Source organism: Maritimibacter sp. UBA3975 (assembly GCF_002384975.1).
In the GTDB taxonomy this organism is placed as follows: domain Bacteria; phylum Pseudomonadota; class Alphaproteobacteria; order Rhodobacterales; family Rhodobacteraceae; genus Maritimibacter.
The window spans coordinates 32,559-55,380 of sequence record NZ_DGCP01000019.1 but is presented as its reverse complement, the minus strand read 5'-3'; the positions used below and the strand labels follow the sequence as shown (position 1 = coordinate 55,380).

The 22,822-nt window shown below is 62.3% G+C and carries 22 protein-coding genes and 1 tRNA gene; 14 read left to right on the top strand and 9 right to left on the bottom strand.

Features of this window, described 5'->3' with window-relative positions; all coding sequences use genetic code 11:
- Positions 1-31 precede the first annotated feature (31 nt).
- From B2585_RS20495 to B2585_RS20465, 7 genes are all read left to right on the top strand, one after another.
- Positions 32-832: a DeoR/GlpR family DNA-binding transcription regulator gene (locus B2585_RS20495; protein WP_292025914.1), complete on the top strand. Its 801-nt coding sequence runs from the start codon at positions 32-34 to the stop codon at positions 830-832.
- Positions 833-870: 38 nt separating this feature from the next.
- A complete protein-coding gene (gene rhaS, locus B2585_RS20490; protein WP_292025913.1) occupies positions 871-1,872 on the top strand; it encodes a rhamnose ABC transporter substrate-binding protein in 1,002 nt (333 codons plus the stop codon).
- 70 nt (positions 1,873-1,942) lie between these two features.
- On the top strand, positions 1,943-3,490 hold the full coding sequence (locus tag B2585_RS20485) for a sugar ABC transporter ATP-binding protein (RefSeq protein WP_292025911.1): 1,548 nt from the start codon (positions 1,943-1,945) through the stop codon (positions 3,488-3,490).
- On the top strand, positions 3,487-4,476 hold the full coding sequence (locus tag B2585_RS20480) for an ABC transporter permease (protein WP_292025909.1): 990 nt from the start codon (positions 3,487-3,489) through the stop codon (positions 4,474-4,476). The genes B2585_RS20485 and B2585_RS20480 overlap by 4 nt, the downstream gene beginning before the upstream one ends.
- A complete protein-coding gene (locus B2585_RS20475) occupies positions 4,473-5,462 on the top strand; it encodes an ABC transporter permease (protein ID WP_292025907.1) in 990 nt (329 codons plus the stop codon). The genes B2585_RS20480 and B2585_RS20475 overlap by 4 nt, the downstream gene beginning before the upstream one ends.
- Complete coding sequence (gene rhaM, locus B2585_RS20470) at positions 5,462-5,776, top strand: L-rhamnose mutarotase (protein WP_292025905.1); 315 nt, start codon at positions 5,462-5,464, stop codon at positions 5,774-5,776. Before B2585_RS20475 ends, rhaM begins: the two co-directional genes overlap by 1 nt.
- Positions 5,776-7,134, top strand: a complete 1,359-nt coding sequence (locus tag B2585_RS20465) for an FGGY-family carbohydrate kinase (RefSeq protein ID WP_292025903.1) — start codon at positions 5,776-5,778, stop codon at positions 7,132-7,134. Before rhaM ends, B2585_RS20465 begins: the two co-directional genes overlap by 1 nt.
- A 178-nt stretch (positions 7,135-7,312) precedes the next feature.
- Here B2585_RS20465 and B2585_RS20460 read toward each other — a convergent pair whose 3' ends face one another.
- Complete coding sequence (locus B2585_RS20460; RefSeq protein ID WP_292025901.1) at positions 7,313-7,714, bottom strand: helix-turn-helix domain-containing protein; 402 nt, start codon at positions 7,712-7,714, stop codon at positions 7,313-7,315.
- Between B2585_RS20460 and B2585_RS20455 the strand changes: the two genes are divergently transcribed.
- The 4 genes from B2585_RS20455 (at position 7,713) to B2585_RS20440 (ending at position 13,735) form a co-directional block, all read left to right on the top strand.
- Positions 7,713-7,949, top strand: coding sequence for a hypothetical protein (locus B2585_RS20455; protein WP_292025899.1), 237 nt, complete (start codon positions 7,713-7,715; stop codon positions 7,947-7,949). The two genes, B2585_RS20460 and B2585_RS20455, sit on opposite strands and share 2 nt — an antisense overlap.
- A gap of 99 nt (positions 7,950-8,048) precedes the next feature.
- Positions 8,049-12,932 carry a DEAD/DEAH box helicase gene (locus B2585_RS20450; protein ID WP_292025897.1) on the top strand — a complete coding sequence of 1,628 codons (4,884 nt, stop codon included), beginning with the start codon at positions 8,049-8,051 and terminating at the stop codon, positions 12,930-12,932.
- Positions 12,929-13,414: a hypothetical protein gene (locus B2585_RS20445; RefSeq protein WP_292025895.1), complete on the top strand. Its 486-nt coding sequence runs from the start codon at positions 12,929-12,931 to the stop codon at positions 13,412-13,414. Before B2585_RS20450 ends, B2585_RS20445 begins: the two co-directional genes overlap by 4 nt.
- Positions 13,415-13,552: 138 nt before the next feature.
- Positions 13,553-13,735 carry a hypothetical protein gene (locus B2585_RS20440; RefSeq protein ID WP_292025894.1) on the top strand — a complete coding sequence of 61 codons (183 nt, stop codon included), beginning with the start codon at positions 13,553-13,555 and terminating at the stop codon, positions 13,733-13,735.
- Here B2585_RS20440 and B2585_RS20435 read toward each other — a convergent pair.
- A complete protein-coding gene (locus tag B2585_RS20435) occupies positions 13,717-14,988 on the bottom strand; it encodes a tyrosine-type recombinase/integrase (RefSeq protein ID WP_292025892.1) in 1,272 nt (423 codons plus the stop codon). The two genes, B2585_RS20440 and B2585_RS20435, sit on opposite strands and share 19 nt — an antisense overlap.
- Before the next feature lie 150 nt (positions 14,989-15,138).
- Positions 15,139-15,228: transfer RNA gene (locus B2585_RS20430), tRNA-Ser, on the bottom strand.
- Between the two features lie 128 nt (positions 15,229-15,356).
- Here B2585_RS20430 and B2585_RS20425 point away from each other — a divergent pair.
- Positions 15,357-16,169 (top strand): metallophosphoesterase, encoded by an 813-nt coding sequence (locus B2585_RS20425; protein ID WP_292025890.1) that lies wholly within the window; start codon positions 15,357-15,359, stop codon positions 16,167-16,169.
- Between the two features lie 93 nt (positions 16,170-16,262).
- Entirely contained in the window at positions 16,263-17,597 is a 1,335-nt protein-coding gene (locus B2585_RS20420) for a polysaccharide biosynthesis/export family protein (protein ID WP_339718256.1), read from the top strand.
- Here B2585_RS20420 and ychF read toward each other — a convergent pair whose 3' ends face one another.
- Positions 17,598-18,695 carry a redox-regulated ATPase YchF gene (ychF, locus tag B2585_RS20415; RefSeq protein WP_292025888.1) on the bottom strand — a complete coding sequence of 366 codons (1,098 nt, stop codon included), beginning with the start codon at positions 18,693-18,695 and terminating at the stop codon, positions 17,598-17,600.
- 101 nt (positions 18,696-18,796) lie between these two features.
- Between ychF and B2585_RS20410 the strand changes: the two genes are divergently transcribed.
- On the top strand, positions 18,797-19,195 hold the full coding sequence (locus tag B2585_RS20410) for a VOC family protein (RefSeq protein ID WP_292025886.1): 399 nt from the start codon (positions 18,797-18,799) through the stop codon (positions 19,193-19,195).
- A 3-nt stretch (positions 19,196-19,198) separates the two neighbouring features.
- Here the strand turns inward: B2585_RS20410 and B2585_RS20405 are convergent, their stop codons facing one another.
- The 5 genes from B2585_RS20405 to tsaB all read right to left on the bottom strand — a co-directional run.
- Positions 19,199-19,960 carry a TIGR02186 family protein gene (locus B2585_RS20405; RefSeq protein ID WP_292025964.1) on the bottom strand — a complete coding sequence of 254 codons (762 nt, stop codon included), beginning with the start codon at positions 19,958-19,960 and terminating at the stop codon, positions 19,199-19,201.
- Positions 19,961-19,963: 3 nt separating this feature from the next.
- Entirely contained in the window at positions 19,964-20,872 is a 909-nt protein-coding gene (locus B2585_RS20400) for a sulfite exporter TauE/SafE family protein (RefSeq protein ID WP_292025884.1), read from the bottom strand.
- A gap of 64 nt (positions 20,873-20,936) precedes the next feature.
- A complete protein-coding gene (locus B2585_RS20395) occupies positions 20,937-21,740 on the bottom strand; it encodes a purine-nucleoside phosphorylase (protein WP_292025882.1) in 804 nt (267 codons plus the stop codon).
- Between the two features lie 96 nt (positions 21,741-21,836).
- Positions 21,837-22,235: a GNAT family N-acetyltransferase gene (locus tag B2585_RS20390; protein ID WP_292025881.1), complete on the bottom strand. Its 399-nt coding sequence runs from the start codon at positions 22,233-22,235 to the stop codon at positions 21,837-21,839.
- An 11-nt stretch (positions 22,236-22,246) separates the two neighbouring features.
- Positions 22,247-22,822 (bottom strand): tRNA (adenosine(37)-N6)-threonylcarbamoyltransferase complex dimerization subunit type 1 TsaB (gene tsaB, locus B2585_RS20385; RefSeq protein ID WP_292025879.1); only part of this gene is annotated, 576 nt, incomplete at its 5' end.

The window sequence follows — 22,822 nt, the reverse complement described above, 5'->3', positions numbered from 1 at the left end:
CGGGCATGCTGAATGGAACGGGAGGACCTCAATGCACGAAACGGAACGCCATCGGCTTATCCTGTCCGCGGTTCAGGAACGCCCCATCGTCACGGTGGGCGAACTGGTCGCGCTGACAGAGACTTCCGAGGCCACGATCCGGCGCGACATTGCGACCCTCGACAAAGAAAAACGTCTGCGTCGGGTGCGTGGCGGGGCCGAGGCGATCACGCCGCCCCCACTGCCCGGGCTCGCAGGCCGGCCGTTCGCGGTGAACCAGACAATCAACGCTGAGCAAAAGCAGCTCATCGCTCGAGAAGCCGTGGCGCTGTGCGACGACGGCGAACCGATCATCATCAACGGCGGCACTACGACGTTCCAGATGGTCCATCACCTCGCCAACCGGCGGGTTCAGGTGTTGACCAACTCCTTTCCGATCGCCGAGCACCTGCTCAAGCACACCAAGAACACCGTGATGGTGCCGGGCGGTGCGCTTTATCGCGAACAGAACATCATTCTCAGCCCGTTCGAGAACGACATGACACGGCACTACTATGCACGGCGCATGTTCATGGGCGCCTACGGCATCGGCCCGATGGGGCTGATGGAAAACGATCCGCTGCTCATCCAGGCGGAAGAGAAGCTCATTGGTCAGGCCGACGAGCTGGTGGTGCTGGCCGACAGCTCCAAGTTCGAGAACCGCTCGTCGCTGGTGCTGTGCGGGCTCGATCGGATCGGCACCATCATCACGGATGAAGGAATTTCGGACAGGGTCGCCTCGATGCTCGAGGCGGCCGAGGTCCGGGTCATTGTGGCCCTTTCCGGGGGCACAAGAAAGTCGGACGCGGGATAAACCCACGTTCAGCAATACTCAGCCAGGGAGGTTTTACCATGAGTATGACAAGAAGAATGTTCGGTGGTGCGGCGGCGGCGGCACTGATGTTGGCAGGCGGCGCAGCGCAGGCACAGGACGACAACGTGCGCATCGCGCTCGTCGTGAAGGCGCTGGGTATCGGGTTCTTCGAAGCCGCAGCCGAAGGGGCCGAGGAAGCCGCCGAGGAGCTGGGAAATGTCGAGGTGATCTACACCGGCCCGACCGATACCACCGCCGAAGGCCAGATCGAGGTCATCAACTCGTTGATCGCGCAGCAAGTGGACGCCATTGCCGTGTCGGCCAATGACACCGACGCGCTGGTTCCGGCCCTCAAAAAAGCGATGCAGCGCGGGATCAAGGTCATCTCGTGGGACTCCGGCGTCGCGCCCGAAGGTCGCATGCTGCACCTGAATCCGTCTTCCAACTCGCTGATCGGCAACATGATCATCAAACTAGCGGCCGACGAGCTTCCGGACGGTGGTCAGGTCGCGCTTCTCTCGGCCACCACGACGTCGACCAACCAGAACATCTGGATGGAAGAGATGAACAAGGTCATGGGCGACTACCCGGGCATTGAAGTCGTCGGCACCGTGTATGGCGATGACCTCGCCGACAAGTCCTACCGCGAAGCCACCGGCCTGATGCAGACCTTCCCCGACCTCGACGCGATCATCGCGCCGACCTCGGTGGGGATCGTGGCCGCGGCCCGTGCTGTGGAAGACGCCGGCAAGGTCGGTGAAGTCAACGTGACCGGCCTTGGTCTGCCCTCCGAGATGGCCGGCGCCATCGAGAGCGGCGCGTCCAAGTCCTTCGCGATCTGGAACCCGATCGACCTTGGGTATTCGGCGACCTACCTCGCCTACCAGCTTGCCACCGAGCAGGCGGAAGCCGGGCCGGGTGCCGAAATAGACATGGGCCGTATGGGCACGTTGACGCTGGACGAAAACAGCGAAGGCGCGATGGCCGATCCTTTCGTCTACGACGAGAGCAATATCGACGACTTCAAAGACATCTTCTGATTTCCTCCCGCCCCGGCGCGCAGGTCCGCCAGCATGCCGGGGCACCTTCATCCAACAATCGGAGGCCGCGATGCAGTTGAGCATCGAGACCCAGCCACGCGAAGCGACGCCGGTATCGACCGACCCCGTGCTCACCCTCGAGGGGATCACCAAGACCTTTCCAGGAGTCCGCGCGCTCGACCAGGTGTCGCTTGAGCTTTATCCGGGCCAGGTGACCGCGCTGGTGGGTGAGAACGGAGCGGGCAAGTCGACCATCGTCAAAACGCTCACCGGCATATACCAGCCGGACGAAGGCACGATCCGCGTGGCTGGTGAAGATATGCACTTTGCCAGCGCGCAGGACGCATCCGCCGCCGGAATCACAGCCATTCATCAGGAAACGGTGTTGTTCGACGAGCTCTCCGTCGCAGAAAACATCTTTATCGGTCATGCCCCGAAGGTCCGCCTCGGGATGATCGACTGGGCCGAGATGCGCCGCCGGGCGCGCGAGATCCTCGACAGGATCGACGCTGATCTCGACCCCGACATGCAATTGCGCGACCTCGGGATCGCCTCCAAACACCTGGTCGCCATAGCCCGCGCGCTGTCGGTCGACGCGCGCGTTGTCATCATGGACGAACCGACCGCCGCCCTCAGCCACAAGGAAATCGAAGAACTCTACGAGCTGGTCGAGCGCCTAAAGGCCGAGGGGCGCGCGATCCTTTTCATCAGTCACAAGTTCGACGAGATCTTCCGCATTGCCGACCGGTTCACGGTCTTCCGGGACGGACAGCATGTCGGCGCGGGGCTGATTTCCGAGATAACGGAAGCTGATCTCGTGCGCCTCATGGTCGGCCGGGACGTAGACCAGATCTTCCCAAAGCGCGAACACAGGCTCGACGGCGAGGTTCTGAAGGTCGTCGGCTATTCCCACCCGACCGAGTTCGACAGCATCGGCTTCACGCTGCGCAAGGGCGAGATCCTCGGTTTCTACGGTCTGGTCGGTGCCGGGCGGTCGGAAGTAATGCAATCGCTGTTCGGGATCACCAAACCTTCGAAGGGCGTCGTCACGATCGACGGCGATGTAAAAGTCATCCGCTCCCCTGCCGACGCAGTGGAAAACGGGATTGTCTACGTCCCAGAAGATCGCGGCAAACAGGGCGCGGTAATCGGGTTGCCGATTTTCCAGAACATCACGCTACCATCACTCAGCCAGACCTCGCGCGCGGGATTCCTGCGGATGTCCGAGGAATTCGCGCTGGCGCGGAAATACACCGAGCGGCTCGACCTGCGCGCCGCATCGCTCGACCAGGACGTGGGCAATCTGTCGGGCGGCAACCAGCAGAAGGTCGTGATCGCCAAGTGGCTGGCCACCAAGCCCAAAGTCATCATCCTCGACGAGCCCACCAAGGGCATCGACATCGGGTCAAAGGCGGCGGTCCACGCCTTTATGGCTGAACTGGCCGCGCAGGGACTGGCAGTCATCATGGTCAGCTCGGAGATTCCCGAGGTCATGGGCATGTCCGACCGCGTCATCGTGATGCGAGAAGGCCTGATCGCGGCGGAACTGGAAGGCGCCGATCTGACGCCGGAAACGCTTGTGCGCCACGCGGCGGGAATCGGGGAGGAGGACCAATGATGGTATTCCTGAAATCACGCGAGGCAATTCTCGCAGGCGCAATCCTCGTGCTCCTTGCGCTGATCGCCAGCCGCTTTCCCGGCTTCATTGCGCCCGCCAACCTCGCGCGCGTTTTCACCGACACCTCGCCGCTGCTGCTTCTGGCACTGGGCCAGACCGTGGTGATCCTCACGCGCTGCATCGACCTGTCGGTGGCGGCGAACCTTGCGTTGACCGGCATGGTCTGCGCGATGCTGAACGCAGCAATGCCGGGCGTGCCTGTGATCATGATCCTCGCCGTCGCCGTAGGTCTTGGAGCGATCATGGGCGCGTTCAACGGCATTCTGGTGTGGAAGCTCGCCATCCCGCCCATCGTCGTGACACTGGGCACCATGACGATCTACCGCGGCATCATCTTCCTTATCTCCAATGGCGAATGGGTCAACGCCCACGAGATGAGCCCGGCCTTCACCGGCTTTCCGCGCACATCGATCATGGGGCTGCCCGTGCTGGCATGGTTCGCCGTCGTTGTCGCAGGACTGTTCATTCTCATGATCGCACGCACGCCGCTGGGCCGGTCCTTCTACGCCGTGGGCGGCAACCCGCATGCGGCGGTCTATACCGGCATCGACGTGGGCAAGACGCAATTCTGGGCATTCGTTATTTCAGGAGCGCTCGCAGGTCTAACCGGGTATCTCTGGGTCGCGCGCTACGCGGTGGCCTACGTGGACATCGCAGGCGGTTTCGAGCTCGAGGTCGTCGCGGCCTGCGTCATCGGGGGCATCTCGATCGCCGGAGGCGCAGGCACGATCCTGGGGACGATCCTCGGCGCGCTCTTTCTCGGAATCGTGAAGAACGCGCTGCCGGTCGTGGATATTTCGCCATTCTGGCAGATGGCCATTTCCGGCGCTGCGATAATCACTGCGGTGGCGTTCAACGCGAGAAGCGCGAAGGCCAAGGGCCGCATCATCCTGCGTCGGGCGCAAGCACATGGAGCACAGGCATGAGTGACGTAACAACCGCCCGCCAAATTCCCGATCGGCTGCAATCCAGCGCAGCCAGAGCTCTCAGGAGCTGGGAAGTTCTGCTCCTTGGCGTAGCGATCCTGATCTTCATCGCCAACAGCTTCGCCTCGCCCTACTTTCTGAATGCGTGGAACCTGTCAGACGCCACATTCAACTTCACCGAGAAAGCGATGATCGCATTCGCAATGGCGCTGCTGATCATCTCGGGCGAGATTGATCTGTCTGTGGCCGCGATCATAGCGCTCGCCTCCACGGCGATGGGGGCTGCGGCGCAGGTCGGGGCAGGCACTTTCGACCTTGTCCTTGTCGGACTCGCCACCGGCCTGGCTGCCGGGGCGTTCAACGGGGTTCTTGTGACCATTATGGGCCTTCCGTCGATCGTGGTGACCATCGGCACCATGAGCCTATTTCGCGGGATCAGTTACATCATCCTGGGCGATGGCGCCTTCCGGGGGTATCCGGCCGACTTCGCCTTCTTTGGGCAAGGTTATGTTTGGTGGGTATTGTCGTTCGAATTCGTGCTCTTCGCGGTTCTCGCAGTGATTTACTATGTCGTCCTGCACTGCACGAATTTCGGCCGCACGGTCTATACCATAGGCAATAACGCGACCGCCGCGTCGTTTTCGGGCATCCGGGTGGCGCGGGTCAAGTTCATCCTGTTCCTGCTCACCGGACTCATGTCAGGCGTCGCGGCGATTTGCTTGACCTCTCGGCTCGGCTCGACGCGTCCCTCCATCGCTTTCGGCTGGGAGCTCGAAGTGGTGACGATGGTCGTGCTCGGCGGCGTATCGATCCTCGGTGGTTCAGGGTCCATTCCCGGCGTGGTGATCGCAGCCTTCGTCATGGGACTCGTGACGTTCGGACTCGGCCTTCTGAACGTGCCGGGCATTGTCATGTCGATCTTCATCGGCCTCATGCTGATCGGGGTCATCGCGTTGCCCCGCCTCTGGGCGAAGTGGAGGGCGTGATGAACAAGCATGCGTTCAAGATGAAGCTCAATCCCGGCATGGCCGCCGAATACAAGCGACGCCATGACAAGATCTGGCCGGAGCTCGTCGTCCTTTTGCACGAAGCGGGCGTGTCGGATTACTCGATCTTCCTGGACGATGAGACAGATATCCTCTTCGCTGTGCTTTGGCGCACGGACGAGCACGGGATGGATAACCTGCCGCAGACCGAGATCATGCAACGCTGGTGGGCCCACATGGCGGATGTGATGGAAACAAACCCCGACAACGAACCGTTGGCCCATGACCTCGTGCCCATGTTCCATATGCGCTGATGCATGTCGCGGTTCTCGACATAGGCAAGACCAACGCCAAGGTGGCGCTGGTCGACACTGACACCATGAGCGAACTTGCGGTGGTGACGCGGTCCAACACCGTGCGACCCGGGCCGCCCTATCCCCATTTCGATGTGCAGGGGATCTGGACCTTCCTCCTCGACAGTCTGTCGGTCCTGGAGGCCGACCACGGCATCGATCGGATCAGCATCACGACCCACGGCGCGACTTTCGTGTTGCTCGACGCCAACGGCGACCTCGCCACACCAGTGATGGATTACGAGTTCACTGGACCGGAGGAATTGGCCGAAGCCTACGACGCGCTTAGGCCGGATTTCTCCGAGACTGGGTCCCCACGTCTTCCCATGGGCCTGAACGCCGGTGCTCAGCTTCACTGGCTGCTCGAGACGCAAGCGGGGCTGCGCGGCCGTGTCGCCCAGGTGGTGAGCTATCCGCAATACTGGTCGGGCCGGCTGACTGGGCACTTCGCAAACGAACTCACGTCGCTTGGATGTCATACCGACCTATGGAACCCGCATGCGGCGCGGTTTTCTCATTTGGTCGAAGCGCTCGGCATCACTGAAAAGATGGCTCCCATAGCCTTGGCGAGCGATGTCGCCGGCACGATCCTGCCCGGGATCGCCGAAGCAACCGGGGTTGCTGCGACGACACCGGTCATGTCCGGCATCCATGACTCAAACGCGTCGCTGCTTCCGCACCTACGCCAGATGGACGGCCCCTTCTCGGTCGTGTCCACCGGGACGTGGGTGATTTCGATGGCGATCGGAGGCGCGCCAGTCATGCTCGATCCCACCCGAGACACCCTGATAAACGTGAACGGCTTAGGCGATCCGACTCCAAGCGCCCGCTTCATGGGGGGTCGCGAGTTCGAGCATATCAGAATGGAAATCGGCGAACCGAGCTCTGCAGACGTAGTGCGCGTTCTGAAGCAGCGCCTCTTTTTGCTCCCTTCTGTCCAAGCTGGTTCCGGCCCATTCCCCCACCGACCGGGAGGATGGAACAGGTCCGAAATGACCCCCGGCGAAAAGGGCGTCGCCCTTTCGTGGTATCTGGCCCTGATGACGCGCGAATGCCTGTCGATGGTCGGAGCGGCGGGGCCGATCATCGTTGAGGGGCCATTTGCGCGCAACGGAAACTACGTTGCGATGCTCAACGCCGCCACCGGCCGCCCGGTGCGATTATCGCATTCCGCTACCGGCACGAGCATCGGGGCATCCCTCCTCGTCGATCGGCACGCTATGCCTGTTCATTCGATCCGTGCGCCTCAGGTCTCGAAGCTGGATGTTCTCCGAGAATACGCCCGCGATTGGGCTTTGGAAGTGAACGCCACACCTTAACGCTTCAGCTTCGCCACCACACGGACATCAGTCCAGCTTCGGACGACACACCCGCCTGAGCAGTTGCACCCTGCGCAACGTAATCGCGACATCCCGGCCATTCCCAATATCGCGTAGGAACCGCAACCAGTCCCGCTCATTCTGGGTGAGCACCTTTGTCTCGTCATTCCTCATGAGGTCACTTCCCGAAGATGGTGCGGAGCGCCGCCTGCGAGCGCACCGTCAGCCTAGGGTCGGCATGTCCAGAGGCGGACCGAATTTCCCGCAACCAAGCCTGTTCGTTGGCCGTGATTGGCTCTCCGAACACCTCGATGAGCGTCGCCGCTGCAGTGCCCCCTATGGCCTGCTCGAGCGCGAGACGCATGAGGTAGGCCGCGTCGCATTCGAGAGCCCCTGCGAGCGCCGGTATACGATCAAGAGCGACCTTTGAGCGTCCCTGCTTGATCATAGTGATCATGTTCTGGTTCACATAGCCTGCCTGGGAGGCGATGTCGGCCTGGGTCTTTTTCGATTTCAATTCGAGAACCCGGCGCTCGACATATTTCGCCAGTTCGGTGTGCTCGTGCGGTTTCGTGGTCATGTTCTTCCTCGCTGATATCGCGCAGCGCGTGCTGCATGTGTTTGTTATAGCGAGGGGTCATTGGGGATTTGCGGCGGGAGAGATCGTGTTCGTGGCGTCTGTTTCTCGTTTAAGATTTTCACTGGTGGCCGACGCGACGATCATCTGGGAGCGCTTCGAAAATGCGGTAACCGAAGGCAGGGCTCTTCGCCTCGTTGCGAGGCCCTCGCTGCATGCGAACGGATCGAAAAAATGATCTACGATCAGTTCTCGATGTTAAATGTGCGGCGCGGGTTGTCGAGCATCTCACTTGTGCATACGGTTGTTTTTGAAACGTAATTTCTCGGAAGTTGTTATGTGCGCTCTCGATGACCTTCTAACCACATATCGTCAGTCGGCAGCTACGGAGCGAGAAAAAGGAACATACTTCGAACGCTTGATTGCGTCATACCTCGCCGTTGACCCAGTGCAGGCGGAAGAATACTCGCGGATTTGGAGCTGGACTGAGTGGGCCGCCGAGAACGGATGGTCGGGGACCGATGTGGGCATCGACCTTGTTGCAGAGCTTCGCAATGAAGACGGCTTCGCTGCCATTCAGTGCAAGTTCTACTCTGCAGATCACCGCATACAAAAGCGCGACATCGACAGCTTCATCTCCGCGTCTGGAAAAGATCCATTCAAGCGCCGTGTGGTTGTAGACACCACGGAAGGCGAATGGGGTAAAAACGCTGAGGAGATGATCTCTGGTCAATCCATCCCGGTTGTCAGGATCTCACTTTCTCATTTGCGAGAGAGCCGGATCGACTGGTCGCTTTTTGGCGTCAAAGGCGAGGCCGTTCTCGCAGAGAAGAAAGTGCTGCGTCCTCACCAAGTCGAGGCGGTTGAAGCGGTCCGCGCTAGTCTCGCAGACGCCGACCGCGGCAAGCTCATCATGGCCTGCGGCACGGGCAAGACCTTCACCTCTTTGAAGATAGCTGAAGACCTCGTCGGAAGAGGAGGTCGGGTGCTTTTCATGGTGCCGTCGCTGGCGTTGATGTCCCAGACGGTCCGTGAGTGGACCAACGACACCGATACACCCCTGCGGTCATATGCAGTTTGCTCGGACTCTCAGGTCGGCAAGCGCCGCGTGAGCCAGGACGACACTGCGGAAATCGACGCGCACGACCTGGCCTTCCCTGCGACGACGAAACCAGAAAAGCTGATCCAAGAAGCTGCGCCTGGCGATGCAGAGCGCATGACCGTGGTCTTCTCCACCTACCAGTCGATTGGCGTCCTTGATGACGCCCAGAAGGCTGGGCTACCCGATTTCGACCTGATCATCTGCGACGAGGCGCACCGCACCACCGGTGCGACGCTCGCCGGCGAGCAGGACTCGAACTTCGTTCGGATTCACGACGACAACTACGTCAAAGGGCGCAAGCGCCTTTACATGACCGCTACACCGCGGATCTTCGGCGACGCAGTCAAGACCAAGGCCGACGAGGAGGCAGCCGTGCTCGCCTCGATGGATGACGAGACGCTGTATGGCAAAACGCTGCTCCACAAGGGTTTCGGCTGGGCCGTCCAGCAAGGCCTGCTGACCGACTACAAGGTGATCGTCCTCGCCATGGACGAGGGTCTCGTCAGCGCGAATGTCCAGAAACGCCTGGCGGACGCGAACTCCGAGCTCGACCTGGACGACGCGACCAAGATCATCGGGTGCTACAAGGCGCTCACGAAGCAGGATCTCAAGGAGGACATCTCATTCGATCCGAACCCGATGAAACGTGGCCTCGCCTTCTGCAAGAGCATCGCCGCGTCTAAGCTGGTCCGCGACGAGTTCTCGGCGGTCGTGTCGGAATACCTTGGCGAAGACCTGCTGTTCGAAGACGAGGAAGCTGCCGTTCCCGGTCGGTTGGGGATCGAGATCGAGCATGTCGACGGCACCTTCAACGCCAAATCGCGCAACCAGCTCCTCGACTGGCTCAAAGACGATGCGGGACGTGATACCGCACGCATCCTGACGAACGCGCGCTGCCTGTCTGAAGGCGTCGATGTGCCTTCGCTCGACGCGATCATGTTCTTGCACCCCCGGAAGTCACTCATCGACGTGGTGCAGTCCGTTGGACGCGTCATGCGGCGTGCCGAAGGCAAGAAAATGGGCTACGTCATCCTCCCGGTCGGCGTGCCCGCCGGGGTGGAGCCCGAGGTGGCCCTCAAGGACAACGAGCGCTACCGCGTCGTCTGGCAGATCCTCAACGCCCTGCGCGCCCACGACGAGCGCTTCGACGGCACGATCAACCAGGCGTCCCTAGGCCAGGACGTCTCTGACCGGATCGAGATCGTCGGCATCACCCCCGAGTCCGAGGAGCTGAAGTCGATCACCCATGAGGTGACCGAGCTTCCCACGCGCAAGGCGCAGCCGACGAGCAACCTAGGTCAAGGTGGCGTGGAACAGGACCCGACCACCTCCGGTCCGATCGCGACGCAGGGCGAGTTGTTCATCGACGAGTTCTCCCGGGCCATCATGGCCAAGATCGTCAAGAAGTGCGGCACCCGCGACTACTGGGAAGACTGGGCTACCAACATCGCCGAGATCGCGCAGCGCCACATCTCGCGCATCACCGGCATCCTGGCGGAACCCGACACCAACGCCCGCAAGGCCTTCGACGGCTTCCTTGCCGAACTGCGGGACGACCTGAACGACTCCATCACCGAACAGGACGCGGTCGAGATGCTGGCCCAGCACCTCATCACACGTCCCGTCTTCAAGGCGCTCTTTGCCGGGCACCAGTTCACCGACCAGAACCCGGTCTCCCGCGCCATGCAGCAGGTGCTGGACGTGCTGGACGAGAACCGCATCGACAAGGAAACCCGCGACCTCGAGAAGTTCTACGACAGCGTCCGCAACCGCGCCCACGGGATCAGCGATCCCCAGGCCAAGCAGCGCCTGATCGTCGAGCTCTACGACAAGTTCTTCCGCAACGCCTTCCCCCGCACGACCGAGAAGCTGGGCATCGTCTACACGCCGGTCGAGATCGTCGATTTCATCCTGCACTCGGTCAACGAGATGTTGCAGGAGCATTTCGGCCAAACCCTCGGATCGCGTGGCGTCCACATCATGGACCCCTTCACCGGCACGGGCACCTTCATCACGCGGCTGCTGCAATCGGGCCTGATCGCGCCGGAGGAGCTGGAGCACAAGTATCGCCACGAGATCCACGCCAACGAGATCGTCCTGCTGGCCTACTACATCGCTGCGATCAACATCGAGGCGGTCTACCAGGGCGAGGCCAAGAAGAACGACTACGTGCCCTTCGAGGGGATTTGCCTGACCGACACCTTCCAGATGTATGAGGGCGACGACGAGCTGGCGCTCTACATGCCCGACAACTCCGAACGCCGGACCCGGCAGAAGGAGCTGGATATCCGGGTGATCGTGGGCAACCCGCCGTATTCCTCGGGGCAGAACAGCGCCAACGATAACAACGCCAATGTGGGTTATCCGGGCTTGGATGCGCGCTTGCGCGATACCTATGCGGCGCGCTCCACAGCCACCAACAAAAACGCGCTCTACGACAGCTACATCAGGGCGATCCGCTGGGCCTCCGATCGGATCGGCGATGCTGGGATTGTGGCCTTCGTCACCAACGCCGGCTGGGTCAATGGCAATGCGGCGGACGGGATGAGGGCCTGTCTGGCTGAGGAGTTCACGGACCTCTACATCTTCCACCTTCGCGGTAATCAGCGCACCAGCGGGGAGCGGTCACGCAAAGAGGGCGGCAAGATCTTTGGCTCTGGCAGTCGTGCGCCGATCGCCATCAGCGTCTTCGTCAAGAACCCGGCGGCGGCAGAGCATGGCCAAATCTTCTTCCACGAAATCGGCGACTACCTCGACCAGAAACAGAAGCTGGCCATCATCCGTGACTTCGGCGCGGTGAAGGGGATCAGCAACGCGGAAGGATGGGAACGGATCACGCCGGACGACCAGAACGACTGGCTGAACCAACGCGATGCCAGCTTTGAAGCTTTCCTGAAAATCGGGGACAAAAAGGACAGGTCCGAACCAATCCTGTTTGCCAGCTATTCACGCGGATTGGAAACAGGACGTGATGCATGGTGCTTCAACCTCTCGAAATCCAAGCTGGCGAACAACATTCAAGACACCATTGCGTTCTATGAAAACGAACGGAAACGCCTTGCCGGCCACGACATCGATGCCGAAGATCTCATTGACTACGACGCCGGAAATATCAGCTGGACTCGCGCACTTCGAAACGACCTATTGCGGAATAAGCCACTCGTTTTCTCCAAAGACGCGATTGTGGCTGGGCTATATCGCCCCTTCTCGAAAACATGGGCATATTTTGATAGAGGCCTCAACAACGTTACCGGCGAACTGCCCCGCATGTTTCCGGCCCAAGCTGACGACAATCGCGTCATCATGTTGAAACAAAGGTGGTCGGGCGACGGCAATCTCGCGCTGATGATGAATGTGCTGCCGGAACTTCAAACCGACGGCGGCACACAATGCTTCCCCCTCTACCTATACGACCAGCAGGACGAGGAACCCGGCGGCCTCTTCGAAGGCCAGTCCTCCGGCCTCCAGCGCCGGGACGCTGTCACCGATGCCGGGCTGGCGCATTTCCAGGCGGCCTATCCGGGTGAGGAGATTACCAAGGAGGACATCTTCTACTACGTCTACGGCCTGCTGCATTCGAACGACTACCGCGACCGCTATGCCGACAACCTGACCAAGGAGCTGCCCCGCATCCCCTGCATGAAGACCTACGCCGCCTTCCGGGCCTTCTCCGACGCCGGGCGACGCCTTGGCGACCTGCACGTGAACTACGAGACGGTGGAGCCATACCCCGTCACCTACAAGCAGGGCACCCCCGCGCTGTGGAACGTGGGCGACGCAGCGGCCTTCTACCGCGTCACCAAGATGAAGTTCGGCGGCAAGGCTCGCGACAAGGACAAGACCACAGTGATCTACAACGCCAACATCACCATGACCGACATTCCGCTGGAGGCCTACGACTACGTCGTCAACGGCAAGCCCGCGCTGGAATGGGTGATGGAGCGCCAGGTGGTCAAGACCGACAAGGCCAGCGGCATCGTCAACGACGCCAACGATTATGCGAACGAGACCATGAACAATCCCGCCTACCCGCTGGAGCTGTTCCAGCGCGTCATCACTGTGAGCCTGGAGACGATGAAGATCGTGAACGCGCTGCCGAAGCTGGACCTGCCCACATGAAGCTCATTCTTATCGCACTCGCCCTCTTCGCTGTTCCCGATCTCGCCCACGCGCAGCAGGCCTTTTCCTGCTCATATGGTGATCGGGGCGCGTGCCTGGGATACGGCGACACCGTGTGTTCGAGCCAGGGCAAATGCGTGAGCCAGGATGCCGCCTGCTTCAGCAGCTACCAATGCAACTACGAAGGGTTCACCTGCAAGTCGAACCTGACCGAGTGCGCGGACGAATACGACGGGCTTCAATCGCGCTTCAACGCGCTGGTGGACGACTACAATGATCTGCTCGAGGACAGCCAGGAGATGCGGGATGCCTTTCGCTCGACGCTGGACGACCTTGATGATGCGCGAGACGCCCTCTCGAATGCGCGGTCGGATCTTCTTTTCGTAACGCAGCAGCGCGACGATGCACTATCTGCCGTAGAGGACATGCGGGATTGCATCGAAGATCTCCGACCGACCGACGACGCCGTAGATTGCTTGTGATAAATTTCGACCGCTACTGACGAAATTAGCTTCCCGATTCAGCGAGGCGGATGACGCGGCGGCGTTGCGGAATAGCAACACTTGAAATTACTTGACCGCTTCAAGCGAACGCGTCATCGCGATTGCTATAGCCATAGTATGAACACCGATCTCGACAGGCTCAAGACTGCCTATGCCAAGGTAGCTGTATTGGTCACACACGACCGCGCCTACGTGCCGATCTTTCAAAGGATCGAGCGCGAGATCGTTGCGTTGAAAGACCAGGAAGAAGTCTTTCGTCGCGCTCAGATCGCAGCCCGAGACTACAAGGCCGTCGGCTGAATGATCGATTGCAAGTGCCTCAAGCTCGCGCCTTTGCCGTAGCGCTCACGATCGAGCGCATGGCCCATCAGGTCGCGCCGAATCCGCTCATCGACGCCGGCGGCGAGCAATCGATCTTCGAAGCTGTGCCGCAGGCCATAAAGGGAGTGCTTAGGCGTCTCCATGAGACCGTTCGCGCGAAGGTATTTGTTTACGGTCGCCGAAAGGCTGGCAGAGCTGTCGCTATAGCGCGGAAAGCCATCCGGTCGAACGCGCATGGCCTCCAGGCTGATGCCGCAGAGCGGGATGACGCGGCGTGCATTGGCGCTCTTGAGCTGGCGCACCACCGGCTCGATGGAAATGTGCGGCACGTTGCTGTCGAGGCGTATCTGAGAGGCTGATAGAGCTGCCAGCTCGCTCGGCCGAGCGCCTGTGTTGATCATGGCCAGCAAAATGTAACGTGCGTCCTCGTTCAACCCGTCTAGGGCACCGGGCTCCAGGATTTTGTCTCTGATCCATGCGTCCGAGAATGGCGGTCGCGGCGCGGCTTCGCCCTCTTTGAAGCTGAGATCAGACAGGGGGAGAACCAGGTTCAACCGCTTCATCTTGTTCACGGTCTTCAGAACATCGCCGAGATGAATGAGGTCCTTGTTCGCACTGCCGGGGGACAGACCCTCGCTCTCGATCCTGTCCAGCCACCAGGAGCGGAAATCGAGCATGTCATCGCCTGTGATCTCGGATATGGGCTTGTCGCCCACGACAGTGACAAAGGTCTTGATGGCCTTCTTCCGAGGGTTCTCCCACTTACGGACCTGGTCAGCGCTCTTACCGAGGGTCTTCTCCCGCGCGAGGTTCCAGTAGAGCTCCAGCGCACGTGTGATAGTGATCTCGGATTCCTTCGCGCCACCGAGAAGCGCCGCCGCCTCTCTGAGGTCTGGCTCGCCTTTGCGCACCGGGACCGCGTCGATCCGATCGAGTAGCTCGTCCGTGGGCAGCTGGGCGACCTTTTCCACGCGCATATAGCGGAAGCCGCGCGCCTCCGCGAGCTCACGAGCCGCCTCAAAACGCTGTTCTGCATCCGACGTGTCACCGGCCAGCTTTGCTTCCCACCCGGCCACCAACTGCTCCCACGCCGGACCTGCTTTCGCCTCGGCCTCTGACCTGCTGTCTGTGTGCAAGGACAGCCAGATGAACTTGCGCGGCTCGACCGATTCATACCTCTTGGGAACCCTCTTGTAGAGGGAGAGCTTCTTACCACGGGGCTTGATCGCCATTGTCACCTCAATACCGCGCAGGGGATGTAAAGCAGAATGTATAGCGAATTGTATAGCAAAATCGACCCGAACGAGTGGGTCTGGACAGGGAAATTTCCTTGTTTTCACTGAAAAAACAGTAGTATGTAGCTTAGAATTGGCGCTGAATTATGGCGGAGACGAAGGGATTCGAACCCTCGAGACCCTTCCGGGCCTACTCCCTTAGCAGGGGAGCGCCTTCGACCACTCGGCCACGTCTCCGCTGGTGTGTCTATGCAGATGACGCGCGCATGACAAGCAGAAATGCCCGGTGTGCGAGCAGCGGCCCACGCGGCGGTCTCCGGGTTTCGCGCCGCGCCCTGGGGTGTTAGATCAGCCGCAGGTCGCCGATGAAGGGGCTCCCGTTCATCGCAGGGCAGAAGGCGGATCGCGTGGGTCTATTCGGCAAACTTTTCGGACGGCAGGACAGGGACCCGCAGCAGACATCGTTCGACCATCCGCTCGCGCCGGCGGAACCAGTCTGCGTCATCGGCGACATTCACGGCTGCCTCGGCCTCTTCACCGATCTGCTCGACCGCGCCGAAGCCCACGCCGACAGGCCGCGTATCATCTGTGTCGGCGATTATGTCGACCGCGGCGAGCGGAGCTGCGAGGTGCTCGACCTCCTGCACGAGCGCGACGGGAAAGACGGCTTCACCTGCCTTCAGGGCAATCATGAGGAAATCATGCTGGATTTCCTGACGGACGCCTCGGGCCATGGCCGCCGCTGGCTGCGCTTCGGCGGTCTCCAGACCCTCGCGAGTTACGGCATCGGCGGCGTGACCGAGCAATCGGGCGGCGACGCGGCCGAGACTGCGGCGGCCGCCCTGGCCGAGGCACTTGGCCCCGAAAAGATCGCCTGGTTGCGCGACATGCCGCTTCTCTTTCAGACAGGGACGCTCGCCGTCGTCCATGCGGGCGCCGACCCGGCGCTGCCGATGGAAGAACAATCCGGCAGCACTTTCAAATGGGGGCACAGCGCCTTCGGGAACACGCCGCGCGAAGACGGTCTCTGGATCGCGCACGGGCATACCATCGTGGACGAGGTGGTGCAGGCAGATGGCGTCATTTCGCTCGACACCGGGGCGTATGCGACCGGCTGCCTGAGCGGTATGGTGATCCGGCCCGACGGCACGACGGAGCTGATCCAGACCGGCAAATAGAGTTTCCTGTGGATATCCCTAGTATGCCGCTTCTATCCGGACGCTATGGCTGGTATCCACGAAGGATAAAGAATCCTGTCTTGGGGGGCAGTCGTGCGGTCAATCATCATGACGGGTCTGTTCCTGACCCTCGCGGCCTGTGGTGCGATCGGTACGCCTGTCGTCGTCGCGGAAAGGACCGCTGTCGGCGAGGTCGAGATTGTCGCGATGTCGGCGAACAACGTCCGGGCCGCGAATGCCAGCACATACCAACCCCGCACGCTGCCTGCCATTTTCTCGCGCACGGCCGGAACGGCGGGTTCGGTCCGCGGGCTGGGTGCGATCCCCGAAGCGCCCTATGAACCCGAGAACAGGCCGGGGTCGATGCCGACCCGCCTACCGCCCGACATCGCGCCGCAGCCCTATCGCATCGGGGTCGGAGACGTCGTTGTCCTGGCCACAGCCGAATCGGCCTCGACGGTCGAGGCGCTTTCGGGCCTTCTCGCGGCGCAGAACCGGCGGCAAGGGTACACCGTTCAGGACGACGGCTCGATTTCGATTCCCGACGTGGGCCGGGTCGATATCGGCGGGCTAACGCTCCAGGAGGCCGAGCAGGAGGTGTTCCGGGCGCTCGTGGACCAGGACATGGTCCCGAATTTCTCGATCGAGATCAGCGACTTCAACTCCAAGCGCGTCTCGCTGGGCGGCGCCGTGCGCAATCCGCGCAACATTCCGATCACCCTCGCGCCGCTCAACTTGTCCGAAGCCCTGACGGCCGCTGGCGGCCTGACGGCGTCCAACGTGGAATACGCCTCGATCCGGCTCTATCGCGACGGATCAATGTACCAGATTCCGCTGGCCACCTATCTTGAGACGCCGAGCGTGCAGAAGATCCGGCTCAAGGACGGGGATGCGCTCTATGTCGACACGAACTTCGATCTCGATCAGGCTCAGGCCTATTTCCAGCAGCAGATCACGCTGCGGGGCCTGCAACAATCCGCCCGCGCCGATGCGCTCTCGCAGCTCAACTCCGAGATCGGTATTCGCCGGAACGAATTGTCCGAGGCGCGGTCGAATTTTTCGGCCCGCGTGCAGTTCGACGCGGTCGAGCGTGATTACGTCTACATCGCCGGCGAAGTGGGACAGCAAAGCCGCTTCACCCTGCCCTTCGAACGCAAGGCGAGCCTTGCCGACGCGCTCTTCAGCGAGGGGGGCGGCGTGCCCAATGCGTCGGGCAATATCGGCGAGGACTACGTCCTGCGCGGCTCCGGCGACGGGCGCGGCATCCGGGCCTGGCACCTCGACGCCTACAATGCGGCCAACCTCGTGCTCGCCACGCGGTTCGAACTGCGTCCCAATGACGTGATCTTCGTGTCGGAGAAACCGCTCACCGCGCTCAGCCGGGTGATCGGCGAAGTCGCGGCAAGCGTCAGTATCCTCGGGATATGATCAGGCGTTGAACAGGAAGTGGAGGACGTCGCCGTCCTTCACCTCGTAACTCTTGCCTTCCGCCCGCATCTTGCCGGCGTCCTTTGCCCCGGTCTCACCGCCCAAAGCGACATAGTCGTCATAAGCGATGGTTTCGGCCCGGATGAAGCCGCGCTCGAAATCGCCGTGGATGACCCCGGCGGCCTGCGGCGCGAGGGTTCCGTGCTTGATCGTCCAGGCGCGCGCCTCTTTCGGACCGACGGTGAAGTAGGTTTGCAGGTGCAGAAGGTCGTAGCCCGCCTTGATCAACCGGTCGAGGCCGGCCTCTTCCAGCCCGAGCTCGTCCAAGAACATCTCCTGCTCCTCGGCATCAAGCTGGCTGATCTCTTCCTCGATCCGGGCCGAGATGACGACGCTGGCCGCGCCCTGGTCCTCGGCCATTTTCGCGACCGCCGCGGAATGGGCGTTGCCCTCGGCAGCCTCGTCCTCGCCCACGTTGCAGACGTAAAGGATCGGCTTGGTGGTCAGGAGTTGCAGGAGCTTCCACGTACGCGCGTCCTCGGCGTCCACATCGACGGTGCGTGCCGGTTTGCCGGCCTCCAGCGCCTCCATCGCGGCCTTGAGCAGGCGCTCCTGTTGCAGGGCTTCCTTGTCGCCGCCCTTCACCTTGCGCTGGATCGTCTGAAGCCGCTTCTCGATGGATTCCATGTCGGCGAGCATGAGCTCGGTCTCGATGGTCTCGGCATCCTCGACCGGGTCTACCCGACCCTCGACATGGGTGACGTCGCCGTCCTCGAAGCACCGCAACACATGGGCGATGGCGTCCACCTCGCGGATGTTGGCGAGAAACTGGTTGCCCAGCCCCTCCCCTTTCGAGGCGCCCTTCACGAGGCCTGCGATATCCACGAAGGTCATGCGCGTCGGGATGATCTCCTTGGACTGCGCGATGGCCGCCAGCTTTTCGAGCCGGGGGTCGGGCACCGCCACCTCGCCCACGTTGGGCTCGATCGTGCAGAACGGGAAGTTCGCCGCCTGCGCTGCCGCCGTGCGTGTCAGCGCGTTGAACAGCGTGGACTTGCCGACGTTCGGCAGCCCGACGATCCCCATGCGAAAGCCCATGCTCATCTCCTTTGAAAGTTCCCGCGCCTTCTAGGGTCAAAACCGTCCGCCCGCAACGGGGCGCGTGCTAAGCTGGGGGCGGACCTGACGAGGAGGCTTCGATGCAACCGATTCCCTATATCTTCTTCCGCAACGATGCCCGCGCGGCATTCACCTTGTATGGCGAGGTCTTCGGCGCCGAACCCGAGATCATGGAGATGGGCGACGCCATGCCTGGTGTAGACCCGAAGACGGTCATGCACGCGGCGGTGAAGGTTGGCGACGGCTGGATCTACGGCTCCGACGACCCGTCCGGGTCGGACGTCGCGGCCATGGCCGGCTGCAATGTCCATGTGAGCTTTCCGACCGTCGACGAAGCCCGGCGCGTGTTCGATGCGCTGTCGGAGGGCGGCGACGTCCGGATGCCGCTGGAAAAGACGTTCTGGTCGCCCGCGTTCGGTGCCTTCTCGGACAAGTTCGGCACGCGCTGGATGATCTCGGCGGATGCGCCCGAGAGCTGAACGTCAGCCCCGCGAGAACAGTCGGAACGCGGTGGAGGCGAGGTAGCCCGCCGCAATCGCGATGGCCAGCGACAGAAGCCCGTAGACCAGCGGCAGGTCGTGGGCGAGGTTGTAGATCCACCGCTCCAGCCCGACCTTGTGAACGCTGACGTATGAGATGTGATCGGACACCACGTTGCCCTCGCGCGTAAGATAGATGCGCGCGGAATAGAGCCCCTCGACAAGGTTCGAAGGCAACGTCACGGCAGTCGAAAACAGCGTCTCTTCCGCCAGGAGGACAGTCTCCTCGGCCAACGAATAGAGCCCCTCCTCCTCCCGGATGCGGATGACCGCATCGGCGAAGGCCTTTTCGTCGTCCCGGTCCGCGCGATCCATGATCCAGACGCTCTCGTCGATGGAGACCAACCGCGCCTTGTTCGCCTCCTCATTGAGCACGTCGTCGAAGGGGCCGGAGGTTGCGATGGCATAGAACGCGGGCGCATCGTTCACGACAACGGAGTCGGAGTTGACCCAGATGCCCGCGATCCGCTCCTTGCGGCGCACGGTGACAGGTCCGCTCGGCCCCTCGATCACGACGATCACGCCCAGTTCACCCTCCGGTATCGGCGTTTCGCGTTTGACCGCACCGAAGACGAGGATTTCCGACCCCACGAAGGTCGCGTCGATGGCCACCCGGTTCTGACTGAGACCGGCGACGATCCCCTCATCCTGCGCAGCCACGGGCACGGCAAGAAGCAGAAACAGACAGGACAGGAGACGCCGCATCACTCAGCCCTCCCGCCCGATGGAATAAAGCTCGTCCGGCTCGAGCAGCAGGTCCATCGCGAGGTTCAGACAGACCCCGACGACCAGCAGCGCCAGCAGGATGCGCGTCTGCTCCGCCTTGATCCGCAGCCCGATCCGTGCGCCGACCTGCGCCCCGATCACGCCCCCGACGATAAGCAGCACGGCAAGGCCAAGATCGACCGTGTGGTTCTCCCAGGCATGCATGAGCGTCGTGAAGGCGGCGACGAAGATGATCTGGAAAAGCGACGTGCCCACAACCACCTTCGTCGGCATCCCGAGGATATAGATCATCGCGGGCACCATGATGAAGCCGCCCCCGACGCCCATGATCGCGGCCAGAACACCCACGGAAAAGCCCACGAGGATCGGCGGGATCGCCGAGATATAAAGGCCCGAGGTGCGGAACTTCGTCTTGAACGGCAGCGCGTGGACCCAGTTATGCTTGCGCCGCTTCGGTGCCGCCATCCGCCGCGACCTGAGCAGCGCGCGCACGCTTTCCACGAGCATCAGGAACCCGATAATCCCGAGGAACACGACGTAAGACAGCGTGACCAGCAAATCGACCTGCCCGATGGAGCGGAGATAGGCAAAAAGCTGAACGCCCAGACCGGCGCCGACCAGACCGCCACTAAGCAGCACCAGACCCATCTTGAGGTCCACGGTCTTTCGCTTCAGATGCGCGAGAACGCCGGAGATCGAGGATGCGACGATCTGGTTCGTGCCCGTCGCCACTGCGACCGCCGGGGGGATGCCGATCATGAACAAAAGCGGGGTCATCAGGAACCCGCCACCGACCCCGAACATGCCCGACAGGATCCCGACAATGCCACCCAGCCCGAAAAGCAGGAAAGCGTTGACCGAAACCTCGGCGATCGGAAGGTAGATCTGCATGGATCACTCCTGCGACACGGGCGCAGTTTTGTCCAGTCAGTGGCATCCAGCCTGCGGTAAACTTTCAGCCGTTGTCGCTCAGATAACGACGGATCAGCCGCTCCAGCTTCTCGGCACCGGCCACGGCCATTTTCTTGGTATGGGCGTGAGAGAGCTTTTCGTCCGACATCCCCTCGGCCATGTTGGTGATCGCCGAAATGGCCGCGACCTCCAGACCGAAGAACCGGGCGAGGATCACTTCCGGCACCGTGGACATCCCCACCGCATCGCCGCCCAGTGTGCGGATGGCCCGGATCTCGGCGGGCGTCTCGAAGGACGGGCCGGAGAACCAGGCATAGGTGCCCTCGTTCAGGCGAATGTTCTCGGCAACGGCTGCATCGTGGAGGGCTGCGCGCATCTCGGCATTGTAGGCATCGCCCAGCGGCACGAACCGCGCATCCGTCGCCTCGCCGACAAGCGGGTTCGCCCCGGCAAAGTTGATGTGGTCCGACAGGATCATCAACTCGCCCGGCGGCGTATCCGCCCGCACCGATCCGGCGGCATTGGTCAAGAGCAGCCGGTTCGCGCCCAGCGCCTTCAGCACCTCGAGCGGCAGGCGCATCGCGCCCGCGTCGCCATGTTCATAGTAATGCGCCCGCGCCCCGAAAATCGCGACCCGCGTGCCAAGCAGGTCACCGACGACGAGCTTGGGGTTGTGACCGGACACCCCCGGCGTCGGGAACCCGTCAAGATCGGCATAGGGAATCGCGGTGCCCTCGACAGCGTCGGCAAGGTGACCGAGGCCGGAACCAAGGATCAGCCCCATTTCCACGGGCGCCTCCCCGGCCTGGTCGCGGATGAACTGGGCAAGCGTGGCAGCGTCGGACATGGGAAACCTCGTCGTTTTCGCCACCCTAGGCCCCGGAGCGCGGGAGCGTCCAGAGCCACGGCCCCGCGAAATCGCTGCCTGCCGTTCGGGAAACGCTCACCCCAGCGGCTTGGTCATCAAGATCGCATCTACGGGATCAGCCCCCGTGCGCGGATAGTAGCCCCGGCGGCACCCACTCTCCTGCCAGCCCGCGGACCGGTAAAGCGCGAGGCCCGCGGCATTGTCTGCGGCAACTTCGAGAAATGCGGAGACCGCCCCGCGCCTGCGCGCCGTGTCCTCGAACGCGGCGAGCAGCACACGCCCGGCACCGCGCCCCTGCCGGGCCGGGTCGACAGCGATGGTGATGAGCTCCGCCTCACCGGCAATCGCGCGCCCGATGGCGAAGCCCGCATCGACGCTGACCTCGAAGCCTCCCGGCCCGCCAATCAGCTCGGCGAGTTCCAGCGGCGACCAGGCGCGGCCCTTGGGGAACGCGGCCGCATAAACCTCGCCCATGCGCTCAGGTGTCACGGCAGGATGACCGGCGGCTGATCGCTTGCGGGTGCTGCATCCGCGCTGCGTATGTAAAGCGGGGCGGGTCGGTTGATCGTCCCGCCCTGCGCCAGTCGGCCCTGTGCGATACGCCCAATGGTCTGCACAAGCTCGGCAGGCGGCAACGCGCCGGCGACCGGAAGATCGGTCCCGACCTCGCCCGCGTCCACGATCCGCGGCGCATCCCCGCCATCACCGAACGTCTGCACATAAACCATCCCGCGCCGCGCATCCGCGACCGCCCGAACCGGCAGCGCCTGACCGAAGGCCTGCGCTTCAAGCGTGGAGACGCCCACGGCAGGCCGTGCGAGCCCCAGCGCAAGGCCCCGCGCCGCCGCGACCGAAATGCGGATACCCGTGAAGTTCCCCGGCCCCACGCCGACCGCGACCGCGTCGAGGTCGCGCCAGCCAAGCCCGGCATCCGCCAGCACCTCTTCCAGAAGCGGCATCAACCGCTCCGCCTGCCCGCGCCCCATCTCCTCGACCCGTGTGTCGACGATCCGGCCACCGGACAGCAAAGCGGCCGCGCAATGCGCGGCCGATGTGTCGAA

What these genes read in the sequence shown, in the direction of transcription:
- ychF (WP_292025888.1), bottom strand. Translation starts at nt 18,695, where the DNA reads ATGGGCTTTCGCATGGGGATCGTCGGGCTGCCGAACGTCGGCAAGTCC.
- B2585_RS20495 (WP_292025914.1), top strand. Translation starts at nt 32, where the DNA reads ATGCACGAAACGGAACGCCATCGGCTTATCCTGTCCGCGGTTCAGGAA.
- B2585_RS20460 (WP_292025901.1), bottom strand. Translation starts at nt 7,714, where the DNA reads ATGACCACGAAACCGCACGAGCACACCGAACTGGCGAAATATGTCGAG.
- B2585_RS20480 (WP_292025909.1), top strand. Translation starts at nt 3,487, where the DNA reads ATGATGGTATTCCTGAAATCACGCGAGGCAATTCTCGCAGGCGCAATC.
- B2585_RS20485 (WP_292025911.1), top strand. Translation starts at nt 1,943, where the DNA reads ATGCAGTTGAGCATCGAGACCCAGCCACGCGAAGCGACGCCGGTATCG.
- B2585_RS20440 (WP_292025894.1), top strand. Translation starts at nt 13,553, where the DNA reads ATGAACACCGATCTCGACAGGCTCAAGACTGCCTATGCCAAGGTAGCT.
- B2585_RS20465 (WP_292025903.1), top strand. Translation starts at nt 5,776, where the DNA reads ATGCATGTCGCGGTTCTCGACATAGGCAAGACCAACGCCAAGGTGGCG.
- B2585_RS20410 (WP_292025886.1), top strand. Translation starts at nt 18,797, where the DNA reads ATGCAACCGATTCCCTATATCTTCTTCCGCAACGATGCCCGCGCGGCA.
- rhaM (WP_292025905.1), top strand. Translation starts at nt 5,462, where the DNA reads ATGAACAAGCATGCGTTCAAGATGAAGCTCAATCCCGGCATGGCCGCC.
- B2585_RS20475 (WP_292025907.1), top strand. Translation starts at nt 4,473, where the DNA reads ATGAGTGACGTAACAACCGCCCGCCAAATTCCCGATCGGCTGCAATCC.
- B2585_RS20400 (WP_292025884.1), bottom strand. Translation starts at nt 20,872, where the DNA reads ATGCAGATCTACCTTCCGATCGCCGAGGTTTCGGTCAACGCTTTCCTG.
- B2585_RS20435 (WP_292025892.1), bottom strand. Translation starts at nt 14,988, where the DNA reads ATGGCGATCAAGCCCCGTGGTAAGAAGCTCTCCCTCTACAAGAGGGTT.
- B2585_RS20455 (WP_292025899.1), top strand. Translation starts at nt 7,713, where the DNA reads ATGTTCTTCCTCGCTGATATCGCGCAGCGCGTGCTGCATGTGTTTGTT.
- B2585_RS20390 (WP_292025881.1), bottom strand. Translation starts at nt 22,235, where the DNA reads ATGGGCGAGGTTTATGCGGCCGCGTTCCCCAAGGGCCGCGCCTGGTCG.
- B2585_RS20450 (WP_292025897.1), top strand. Translation starts at nt 8,049, where the DNA reads ATGTGCGCTCTCGATGACCTTCTAACCACATATCGTCAGTCGGCAGCT.
- rhaS (WP_292025913.1), top strand. Translation starts at nt 871, where the DNA reads ATGAGTATGACAAGAAGAATGTTCGGTGGTGCGGCGGCGGCGGCACTG.
- B2585_RS20425 (WP_292025890.1), top strand. Translation starts at nt 15,357, where the DNA reads ATGAAGGGGCTCCCGTTCATCGCAGGGCAGAAGGCGGATCGCGTGGGT.
- B2585_RS20445 (WP_292025895.1), top strand. Translation starts at nt 12,929, where the DNA reads ATGAAGCTCATTCTTATCGCACTCGCCCTCTTCGCTGTTCCCGATCTC.
- B2585_RS20405 (WP_292025964.1), bottom strand. Translation starts at nt 19,960, where the DNA reads ATGCGGCGTCTCCTGTCCTGTCTGTTTCTGCTTCTTGCCGTGCCCGTG.
- B2585_RS20395 (WP_292025882.1), bottom strand. Translation starts at nt 21,740, where the DNA reads ATGTCCGACGCTGCCACGCTTGCCCAGTTCATCCGCGACCAGGCCGGG.